General features: G+C 43.0%; 10 protein-coding genes. 9 read left to right on the plus strand and 1 reads right to left on the minus strand.

All coding sequences use genetic code 11. The features are described 5' to 3' along the window. Positions 1-9 precede the first annotated feature (9 nt). The 7 genes from CHH58_RS13295 (at position 10) to CHH58_RS13320 (ending at position 7,141) form a co-directional block, all read left to right on the plus strand. Positions 10-1,224 carry a CamS family sex pheromone protein gene (locus CHH58_RS13295; RefSeq protein WP_095262653.1) on the plus strand — a complete coding sequence of 405 codons (1,215 nt, stop codon included), beginning with the start codon at positions 10-12 and terminating at the stop codon, positions 1,222-1,224. A gap of 219 nt (positions 1,225-1,443) precedes the next feature. Continuing rightward, positions 1,444-2,709: a helix-turn-helix domain-containing protein gene (locus CHH58_RS13300; RefSeq protein ID WP_095262654.1), complete on the plus strand. Its 1,266-nt coding sequence runs from the start codon at positions 1,444-1,446 to the stop codon at positions 2,707-2,709. Between the two features lie 14 nt (positions 2,710-2,723). Further along, positions 2,724-2,861, plus strand: a complete 138-nt coding sequence (locus CHH58_RS18450) for a hypothetical protein (protein WP_170937628.1) — start codon at positions 2,724-2,726, stop codon at positions 2,859-2,861. Positions 2,862-3,117: 256 nt separating this feature from the next. Further along, positions 3,118-3,408, plus strand: a complete 291-nt coding sequence (gene gatC / locus CHH58_RS13305) for an Asp-tRNA(Asn)/Glu-tRNA(Gln) amidotransferase subunit GatC (protein ID WP_038558545.1) — start codon at positions 3,118-3,120, stop codon at positions 3,406-3,408. An 11-nt stretch (positions 3,409-3,419) separates the two neighbouring features. Next, positions 3,420-4,886: an Asp-tRNA(Asn)/Glu-tRNA(Gln) amidotransferase subunit GatA gene (gatA, locus tag CHH58_RS13310; protein ID WP_095230764.1), complete on the plus strand. Its 1,467-nt coding sequence runs from the start codon at positions 3,420-3,422 to the stop codon at positions 4,884-4,886. Then, positions 4,883-6,313, plus strand: a complete 1,431-nt coding sequence (gatB, locus tag CHH58_RS13315) for an Asp-tRNA(Asn)/Glu-tRNA(Gln) amidotransferase subunit GatB (RefSeq protein WP_095230763.1) — start codon at positions 4,883-4,885, stop codon at positions 6,311-6,313. Before gatA ends, gatB begins: the two co-directional genes overlap by 4 nt. 111 nt (positions 6,314-6,424) lie before the next feature. Then, on the plus strand, positions 6,425-7,141 hold the full coding sequence (locus CHH58_RS13320; protein WP_095262655.1) for an alpha/beta hydrolase: 717 nt from the start codon (positions 6,425-6,427) through the stop codon (positions 7,139-7,141). Between the two features lie 39 nt (positions 7,142-7,180). Here the strand turns inward: CHH58_RS13320 and CHH58_RS13325 are convergent, their stop codons facing one another. Continuing rightward, complete coding sequence (locus CHH58_RS13325; protein WP_095230761.1) at positions 7,181-7,852, minus strand: O-methyltransferase; 672 nt, start codon at positions 7,850-7,852, stop codon at positions 7,181-7,183. A gap of 359 nt (positions 7,853-8,211) precedes the next feature. Between CHH58_RS13325 and CHH58_RS13330 the strand changes: the two genes are divergently transcribed. Continuing rightward, positions 8,212-9,129: a diacylglycerol kinase gene (locus CHH58_RS13330; RefSeq protein WP_095262656.1), complete on the plus strand. Its 918-nt coding sequence runs from the start codon at positions 8,212-8,214 to the stop codon at positions 9,127-9,129. Between the two features lie 109 nt (positions 9,130-9,238). Continuing rightward, positions 9,239-10,613, plus strand: a 1,375-nt coding sequence (gene rlmD / locus CHH58_RS13335; protein ID WP_095260968.1) for a 23S rRNA (uracil(1939)-C(5))-methyltransferase RlmD, incomplete at its 3' end; no start/stop codon positions are given.

A 10,613-nucleotide genomic window follows, 5' to 3' on the forward strand; every position in this document is an offset into this window, starting at 1 on the left:
GAGAAACACATGAAGAAATTAGCAGGTGTTCTGTCTATAGGAGCACTCGTATTGCTGGCAAGCTGCGGACCGTCTGGCGGCGGGGAAGAAGAAGTGAAGCAGGAAACGGCAGATGGCGGCGAAAAAACATCCGTCGTTTCCAGCTATAATTTCTCAGACGAAGAATACAAAGTATTGCTGCCTTATGAGAGCGGTAAATCTAAAGGCGTCGTCAACTACGAGACTAGTGCAGCTCGCGGAGTAATCATCAACCAAATTGCCAACCGATTGGATATCGATGAAGTCGAAGAGGGACTTCGCAACCATTCGAAGGATGTATTCAGTCCAGACGATTATTATTTCCGCGAAGGACAAATGCTCGATAGCGACACGCTTTATAGTTGGATCGGCCGTTATGCCAAAGCACAAAAGGACGATAAGGGCAAAACATCCCCCGATGAAGAAGCGAAGGAGCTCGGACTCAATCCAGAGCTGAATGAAGATAAAGCATCGGAGAAGGATTTCCGTGATAATCCGAAGTATCTATCCCACATCCTGGAGCAGGATTATATGGTCGAGGATGATAACGGTGATATTAAGCTGGGCGGAGTCTCCATTGCTCTTGCGATGAAATCGGAATACCAGTTTACGACAGGCGGAAAAGGTCCTTACCGTGAGGAAATTCCAGAGGATAAAATGCTCGCACAGGCGAATGAAATGTCTAAAAAGATTGTCGAAAGAATGCGCAACATTGATGGCTTAAGTGAAGTTCCAATTCATATTACCGTTTATCAGGAAGCTAAGAAGGAATCTGTCGTGCCAGGTAACTTCGTTGCTGAAACTACTGTAGATAAAGGTAGCAGCTCGGTCGGAGATTGGGATAAGATTGACGAGAAGAACGTCTTGTTCCCTTCTGATGATGCAAATGAAAACCACCCAGATGAAAGTCAATATATTTCCGCTTTCACGACAAAAGTGGCAAGCTTCTTCCCGAATTACACAGGAATGGTCGGCAGAGGATTCTACCAAAATGACGAACTTAAGAAGCTGACGATTGATATCCCGATTCAATTTGAAGGAAACGCTGAAGTAGTTGCCTTCACACAATATGCATACAGCCAGATCATGGATATCTTCCCGAACTATTATGACCTGGAAATCAACATCACCTCAAATGATCAGACAGAAGCAATCATTACGAGGGAACATGATACCAAAGAACCGGAAGTTTACATCCTTAATTAAAGCAGCCATACAAAAAGAGACAAAAAATTGTATTATTAGACAAGACTAGGAAAGTATCACCAGAAAATAGGTAGAGAAGCACATGCTTCAATCCCTACTTTCCCAATATACTTAAAGCCGGGATGTGTTAGAATGAAAGCAGGAACACATCCCAGCAATGGTCTTGGGCACAAGCTCTTACGCAGAAAGAAATAACTATGTTTCGAGGTGTAGCCCAAAATGGAAATAGGCCCTTTAATTAAACTACATAGAATCAAGCAAAACATGACGCAAGAAGACCTAGCAGCGGGCATTGTTTCAGAATCCTACCTGTCCAAAATCGAAAACCAGAAAACTGACGCCAGTCCAGAAGTCATCGCATTATTATGTGAACGACTAGGGATCCAGCTTAACGCGGAGAACGAGGATATGATAAAGGAAAAGGCTGAGGAATGGTTTGCGCTTCTTTATGATGCGCATAGTCGAGAAGAACGGGACGCAAAGTACCAAGAATTAGAGCAATTATTCAAGAATAGTAATTCTGACTACGAGATACTCTTTGAGATTCATAAGATCAGATACTATCTACTTAGAAATGAAAACGAAAAAACTAAAGAACAAATTGAAAAGCTTACAAATCTGGAATATTCATTTGATACTAGACAAAGCTTTTTTTGGAATAAGTACTTAGGTAATTATTATCAAAATTATGAAGACGATAACGTTAAAGCTCTTCAGTTCTACAAGATGGCAGAGGCTTTAATTAAGAAGATTGAATTAGCGGAAACAGATATAGCTGATATTCATTATACGCTTGCAGTAACGCATACTAGATTGATCAACGATTTGAAATCAATCGAATATGCGAATAAAGCACTCGATGTTTTCAGGCAGAATTATAATTTTGTCCGGTGTGCTCAGTGCCATATTATTTTAGGTATTTGTTACCGTAGAGTGCATATGATCGATATGGCAATTAAGCAATATAATTTAGCACAACATCTTGGGGAGATAACTGAGAACTCAGAAGTGATTCAACTTTCGAATCATAACTTAGGGTATCTACACTCTACTTTAGGTGAAAGTGATGAAGCCATTAAATATCTAGAAAAAGCATATGAGATGGGAAGTAACTTCACAACAACTCAAATAACAACTACTATTTCCTTAATTAAAGAGTATTATAATAGTGAAAGAATCGATGAAGCAAAGATGGTTTTAGAAAAAAATTATTCCCTAGTTAAAGAATTGCCGGCTCATAGCAAGAAGTTGTTTAAACTAGAGATGGACGTATATAAATATGCTATCTATCAAGATTATAATAAACTTGAACATACAATAATTAATGAGTTTTTGCCATATTTAGAAGAAAAAAGCGATTATGCTAATATCGTCACCTATTCGAATATGATAGGGGAACACTTCGAAAAATTAAAGAAGTACAAGAATGCTGCCAACTATTATAAGATGGCGAGTCTTAATTATCAAAAACTCTTAAAAGTATAAAGGAGCGAATTATTATGAAAAAACTACTTGTTGTAACTAGTCTGATTGCGGTTTTGGGAGTTAGTGCAATTGTAGGAAGCAATAACTTGGGTAACGTGGCAATGTCAGAGGCTACTCCTGGCGTACTAACAATTAAATTAGTGGATTTTTAAAAATATACTTTCTTAAGAAGGAGAATCCAATTCCTCGCCGAATAAGTACATCATGTACTATTTCCCTTAAGTAAGACCCTCAATTGCCCGCTTTATTTTCGGATAAGGCGGGCTTTTTCTTTTTATTATGCTTAGTTTCGTTTAGAGGTAGAAACGTGCTAAAATAGTTATATGTTATAGTCTGGTTGCTTTACGGCAGCTCCTTTTGCTATGATCATTTTTATATACATGTAAGGTGAATTCCGGAGGTGACAGTATGTCAGAGATTACGAAAGAACAGGTGTTGCATGTAGCGCATTTGGCGCGTCTTGCAATTACTGATGAAGAAGCAGAAAAAATGACGAAGGAACTTGATGCGATTATCGGGTATGCCGAGCTTTTGAATGAGCTTGATACGGATAACGTGGAGCCTACGACGCACGTGCTTGATTTGAAGAACGTTATGCGTGAGGATGAAGCGCGCAAGTGGATCGACCGGGAGGATGCATTGAAAAATGCACCGGATCAGAAAAATGGCCAGTTCCGTGTGCCGTCGATTTTGGACTAAGGAGGAAGATTATGTCTTTGTTTGATTATACATTGAAAGAATTGCAGGAAAAGCTACATAACAAAGAGATTACGGTAACGGATCTTGTGGATGCTTCCTATGCACGTATTAAGGAAGTAGACGATGAAGTGAAAGCTTTCTTGACGCTTGATGAAGAGAATGCGCGTGCAGCTGCTAAGGAATTGGACGAGCAGGGCGGCGACAACCCACTATTCGGTATTCCTATCGGTATTAAGGATAACATCGTAACAAAAGGTCTACGTACGACTTGTGCGAGTAAGTTCCTTGATAACTTCACAGACCCGCTTTACGATGCGACAGTCGTTTCCAAGCTAAAAGATAAGAAGACTGTTACAATCGGTAAACTGAACATGGATGAATTTGCGATGGGTTCTTCTAATGAGAACTCCGCTTATTTCACAACACGTAACCCATGGAACACAGATTATGTTCCTGGCGGATCCAGCGGTGCATCAGCAGCTGCTGTAGCTGCAGGAGAGGTATTCTTCTCCCTAGGATCTGATACAGGTGGTTCCATCCGTGAACCAGCTGCATTCTGTGGCGTAGTCGGCTTGAAGCCTACATACGGTCTCGTATCCCGTTTCGGTCTTGTTGCATTCGCATCATCTCTTGACCAAATTGGACCGATGACTCGTACAGTTGAAGATAACGCGCACTTGCTGCAAGCAATTGTAGGTCATGATGAAATGGATTCTACAAGTGCTGATGTAGAAATTCCGAACTACACAGAAGCTTTAAAACAAGATGTGAAAGGTCTGCGCATTGCTGTACCTTCAGAGTATCTTGGCGAAGGCGTTTCTGACGAAGTTCGTGAATCCATCAAAGCTGCATTGAAAGTATATGAAGATCTTGGCGCAACTTGGGAAGAAGTTTCCCTTCCACATTCCCGTTATGCAGTAGCAGCATACTATTTGCTGTCTTCTTCTGAAGCATCTGCTAACTTGGCGCGTTTTGATGGCGTCCGTTACGGTGTTCGCTCTACAGAAGCGGAAAACATGGTTGATGTGTTCAAATATTCCCGCCGCGATGGTTTCGGTGAAGAAGTAAAACGCCGTATCATGCTTGGTACATTCGCTCTTAGCTCCGGCTATTATGATGCGTATTATAAAAAAGCACAAAAAGCACGTACATTGATCAAAAACGACTTTGACAAAGTGTTTGAGGACTATGATGTCATCGTTGGACCAACAACTCCGACTCCGGCTTTCAAAGTTGGCGAAAAAGTAGAAGATCCATTAACAATGTACGCAACTGATATCCTGACAATCCCTGTAAACCTTGCAGGCGTACCAGGAATCTCCTTGCCTTGCGGATTCTCAAGCGAAGGGCTGCCGATCGGCTTGCAAATCATCGGGAAGCACTTTGACGAGGCGACGATCTACCGCGCTGCTCATGCATTCGAGCAAGCGACAGATCATCACAAACAGAAACCGGCATTGGGAGGCGTAAAAGGATGAATTTCGAAACTATCATCGGACTCGAAGTACACGTTGAGCTGAAAACGAAATCTAAAATTTTCAGCCCGAGCCCAAATGCATTCGGTGCCGCACCAAATGAAAACACCAACCCTATCGACCTTGGGTATCCAGGTGTGCTTCCTGTCTTAAATAAAGAAGCAGTAAACTTTGCTATGAAAGCAGCGATGGCACTGAACTGTGAAATCGCGACACATACAAAATTCGACCGGAAGAACTACTTCTATCCGGATAACCCTAAAGCTTACCAGATTTCTCAATTCGATCAGCCGATTGGAGAGAATGGCTGGATTGAGATTGAAGTAGACGGTTATACAAAGAAAATTGGTATCACACGTATTCATATGGAAGAGGATGCTGGTAAACTGTCTCACACAGGCGACGGCTACTCCCTTGTCGATTACAACCGTCAAGGAACACCATTGATCGAAATCGTGTCCGAGCCAGATCTTCGTACACCTGCTGAAGCGTATGCTTACCTAGAGAAGATTCGCAACATCATCCAGTACACTGGCGTATCTGACGTGAAAATGGAAGAGGGTTCCCTTCGCTGTGACGCCAACATTTCCCTTCGTCCAATTGGACAAGAGAAATTCGGTACAAAAGCAGAGCTGAAGAACTTAAACAGTTTCACATTCGTGCAAAAAGGTCTTGAATTCGAAGAGAAACGCCAGCAGAAGGTTTTGCTTGCTGGAGGAGAAATCCTGCAGGAAACGCGCCGTTATGATGAGTCTACAAAAGAGACAATCCTAATGCGTATCAAAGAAGGATCTGACGATTACCGTTACTTCCCAGAGCCGGATCTTGTACCATTGTACATTGACGACGCTTGGAAGGAACGCGTCCGTGCATCCATCCCTGAGCTTCCAGATGCTCGTAAAGCCCGCTATGTAAACGAGCTAGGCTTACCAGCATATGATGCAATGGTATTGACATTGAGCGTGGAAATGTCCGACTTCTTCGAAGCGACATTGAAAGCTGATGCTGATCCAAAAGCCGCTTCCAACTGGCTGATGGGTGAGGTTTCTGCATACTTGAACAAGCAGCAGAAAGACCTTGCTGATACAGCTCTAACGCCAGAAGGACTAGCTAAGATGATTACATTAATTGAGGATGGCACCCTTTCCTCTAAACTAGCGAAGAAAGTATTCGCGGAGCTTATTGAAAATGGTGGCGATCCACAACAGATCGTTAAAGATAAAGGACTTGTTCAAATCTCTGATGAAGGTCAGCTGACTGAAATCATCTCAAGCATCCTTGATCAGAACGAACAATCTGTTGTTGACTTTAAGAACGGGAAAGACCGTGCACTCGGCTTCCTAGTCGGCCAAGTCATGAAACAGACAAAAGGCCAAGCCAACCCGCCGATGGTAAACAAAATCCTGATCGCGGAAATGAATAAACGCTAATTTAAAAAATCCCGCCTTTTGGCGGGATTTTTTGTGTGTATTGAAGTTTCTTTAATGCCGAATCCTAATTGATTCAAGCTTTGGTAGAATATTAGAAAAGGAGGCGGGAAGATGGTAATTCATTCATCTGAGTCTAACAGTAATCAGAAACTGCCTTTTCACCTTTTTCAGGGTACTAATAAGAAAGCTCCAATACTTGTCATTTATCACGGATGGGCAGGCAGTACTGCCGGATATTATGACTTGGCGGAAGAGCTTCAGGAACAAGGCTATACGGTAGTTTTACCTGACATAGTCCATCATGACAGCAGAGGAACCATAGAAAATTACTTCGACGTAAGTACTCGTCAGCAAATGTTCTGGGGTACAGTATCTCAGACAATCGATGAATTCGATATATTAGTAGCTGAATTGAAAATTGATAAGAAAAACATACTTGTAATTGGCAGTTCCATGGGCGGTTTTATAGCAAGTAGTATTTTTGCGAAAAATCATGATATACAAGGTTTGGTAAATGTGAATGGTTCCGGTGCCTTTATAGTTGCAGACGAATTTTTCAGGAGATCTGATGGAAGAGACGAACTTTCTGGTAAGCAAAGGGTATTGCTCGAAACGTATGATCCGATACGTTATTTACATAGCCGAAAACCTGTATTGCTTATGCATGGAGATAGTGATCAAACTATCGATATCTCTGGGCAGTATGCTTATTATGCGCACTGCAGCAGTCCCGATGTTACCTTTGATATCTACAACGAAGTCGATCATCAGTTTACGGAGGATATGGTAGATGGGCTCAAGTTTTGGCTGAGCGAAAACTTCTGTTGAAAAAATGGGCGCTTGATCGTAAGGAAGCGCCCATTCGACCTATTTTACATATCCGAGAACAAATCCATCATAACCTTTGCTTCCGACTGTCTGAACAGCTGTAGCTTCAATGCGAGGTTCGTTTGAGAGCAGTTTCAGAAACTGCTGTACGCCTTGGACACGTTCATCTGTGCTTTGCTCATTGGCTACTTCGCCCTCGCGGACTACATTATCGGCAACAATAACAGCCCCAGGTGCTGCTAGCTTGATAGCCCAGTTGAGGTATTCTGGATAGCTTTGTTTATCGGCGTCGAGGAAGATGAAATCAAAAACGTTTTTCTGCTCGTCATAGAGTTCAGGCAGTGTGTCAATTGCATTACCGACGACTACTTCTGCTTTATCCTCCAGTCCAGCTGTGGCAATGTTACTTCGTGCTACTTCGGCATAATAGGGATGGTTTTCCAGGGTATACAGCTTTCCAGCGGCGGGAAGGGCTTTGGCAAGCCAAATCGTGCTGTAACCACCAAGAGTTCCAATCTCCAGGATATGTTTGGCTCCTTTAATTTTGGCCAGCAAGTGCAGCAGTTTTCCTTGCAACGGGGATACATCAATCTGTGGCAGTTCCGCTTCTCGATTTGCTTCCAGTACATAATTGTGATCCTCTTCAGCAGGCAGCAAGCTATTTAAAAACACGGTATCTACGTCGTTCCATTTGTTTTCCAAACGTTTCATCTTCTCCTTTTCTTCCTTTTAGTTTAGCGGATGAATATAACATATTATAATACGTCGTTATGTTAGTAATACAGAATAAAAGGACGGAACATCAATATATATACGAGTAGAGGTAGGTTTATGCCAATTGCAGAGTTGCGAAACGGAAATATATTATGAAGAAGCTGATGAAGTGACGTCTATTACTACACTTGGCAAAAGCCAAGGAAATTCCTGTAACCGGGTTAAAAGGGGCATATTATTCCTATACTGATTGAGATAGGCTTCCAGTAACGGGCAAAGACCTTTTCAAAATAGGAAAAAAAAGCTATGATAAGACTTGGACAATGTGAACGTAAGGTTTGGTAGGAGGCAATACAATGAAACGCGCTCGGATCATTTACAACCCAACATCAGGTAAAGAAGCGTTCAGACGCGAACTCCCGGATGTATTAGAAATTTTTGAAAAGGCAGGCTATGAAACTTCGACGCATGCAACCACATGTGAAGGAGATGCAACGGCAGCAGCGCGTTTGGCAGTAGAGCGCGGCTATGATCTTGTCGTTGCATGCGGCGGAGACGGTACTGTCAATGAGGTCGTATCAGGCTTGGCTGAACAGCCAAACCGGCCGAAGCTCGGCATCATTCCAGTCGGTACGACGAACGATTTAGCTCGTGCACTATTTATTCCGCGCAACATAAAGCGCGCAGCTGAGATTATTGTGGAAGGCAGGACACGCAAGCTCGATATTGGTAAGGTCAATGACCATTACTTCATGAATATCGCTGGCGGAGGGAAGCTGACAGAGCTTACCTATGATGTTCCAAGCAAGACGAAGACGATGCTCGGGCAGATGGCCTATTATTTAAAAGGCATCGAAATGCTGCCATCGCTTCGACCAATCAAGGTGGAAATTGAGTATGATGGCAAATGGTTCGAGGATGAAATCATGCTATTCCTTGTGTCTAACACAAACTCCGTCGGAGGCTTCGAGAAGCTTGCGCCTGACGCGCAATTGGATGATGGATTGTTCGATTTGGTTATCTTACGCAAAACGAATATAGCCGAATTTATCCGTATTGCTTCCTTGGCAATCCGAGGAGCGCACTTGGATCATGATCTTATCTTCTATACAAGGGCAAACCGAATTAAGGTTAAACCTGCTGATAAAATGCAGTTGAACATCGATGGGGAATACGGTGGATTACTGCCAGGTGAATTCGTCAATCTGCATCAGCACATTGAATACTTCGTGTCAGAAGAATTCATCCAGAAACAAGATAGCTTAGTTGATTAAGCTGTCTTGTTTCTTTTTTCGACATATTTCCCGGGCAATAGACCCGGATTTCTGATTTCCGCCACAATGTGATACAATCTTGAAAGCAAAAACAAAAAGGACGATGAAAATGGCAAAATTAGCGCCACCAGTTGAAAAGAACCAAACAATCGAACTGACCTTCGAGGACCTGACGCATGATGGAGACGGTGTCGGTAAAGTAGACGGTTATCCATTGTTTGTACCATATGCATTGCCAGGTGAGACAGCGCAAGTGAAAGTAATCAAGACGAAGAAAAACTTTGGCTTCGGAAAGCTTATGGAAATAACCAAACCAAGTCCAGCCCGAGTAGAACCGCCATGTAATGTTTACATCCAATGCGGCGGCTGCCAACTTCAACATATGAGTTATCAGCTGCAGCTGGAAATGAAACAGAAGCAAGTACAGAACGCGATGAAGAAAATCGGCCATCTGGAGCATGTACCTGTACATCCGGCACTTGGCATGGACGATCCATGGCGTTACCGTAACAAAATTCAAATCCCGACTGCAGAACGCAATGGCGAGATGATTACCGGATTTTATCGTAAACGTAGTCATGACATCATTGATGACATGGAAACTTGCGTTATTCAAGATGAAGTAAATGACCGTATGGTAGAAGCTGTTCGCCGTATCGCAAGCCGTCTTGGTATCTCTGCATACAATGAAGAAACGCATCGCGGTGACCTGCGCCACATCATGGTCCGTACTGGCCAACAGACGAACGAGACGATGATTGTGCTAGTCACTCGCATGAACGAACTGCCTTATGCAAAGGAACTCGTTGCGGAGCTGCATGAGACATACCCGCAAATCAAATCTATCGTGCAGAACATTAATAAGGAACGTACTAACGTGATCCTTGGCCGTAAGACGAAGCTTCTATGGGGTGAAGAATACATCTACGATACAATCGGAGACATCAAATTCGCCATTTCAGCACAATCTTTCTACCAAGTCAACCCGGCACAAACGAAAGTATTGTACGACCAAGCATTGAAATATGCGAACCTGAGCGGAAATGAAACTGTCATTGACGCTTACTCTGGAATCGGTACAATCTCGTTATTCCTAGCTCAGAAAGCGAAGAAGGTTTACGGTGTTGAAATCGTACCACAAGCAGTTTCCGATGCTAAAATGAACGCAAAACTCAACCACATGGACAACGCCGAATTCTACGTCGGCAAAGCCGAAGAAGTGATGCCATGGTGGAAAGCACAAGGCTTAAACCCTGACGTCATCGTCGTCGACCCGCCACGTAAAGGCTGTGAAGAAGATTTGCTTCAAGCTATGATCGACATGAAGCCAAAACGTATCGTGTATGTCAGCTGTAACCCAAGCACGCTCGCTCGTGATTTGCGCTTCTTGGAAGACGGTGGATTCGAGACGAAGCAGGTGCAGCCTGTAGACATGTTCCCGCAGACTGGTCACATTGAGTGTGTGGCAGAGATTGAGTTGAAGG

Source organism: Terribacillus saccharophilus (genome assembly GCF_002272745.1).
Classification (GTDB): Bacteria; Bacillota; Bacilli; order Bacillales; family Amphibacillaceae; genus Terribacillus; species Terribacillus saccharophilus_B.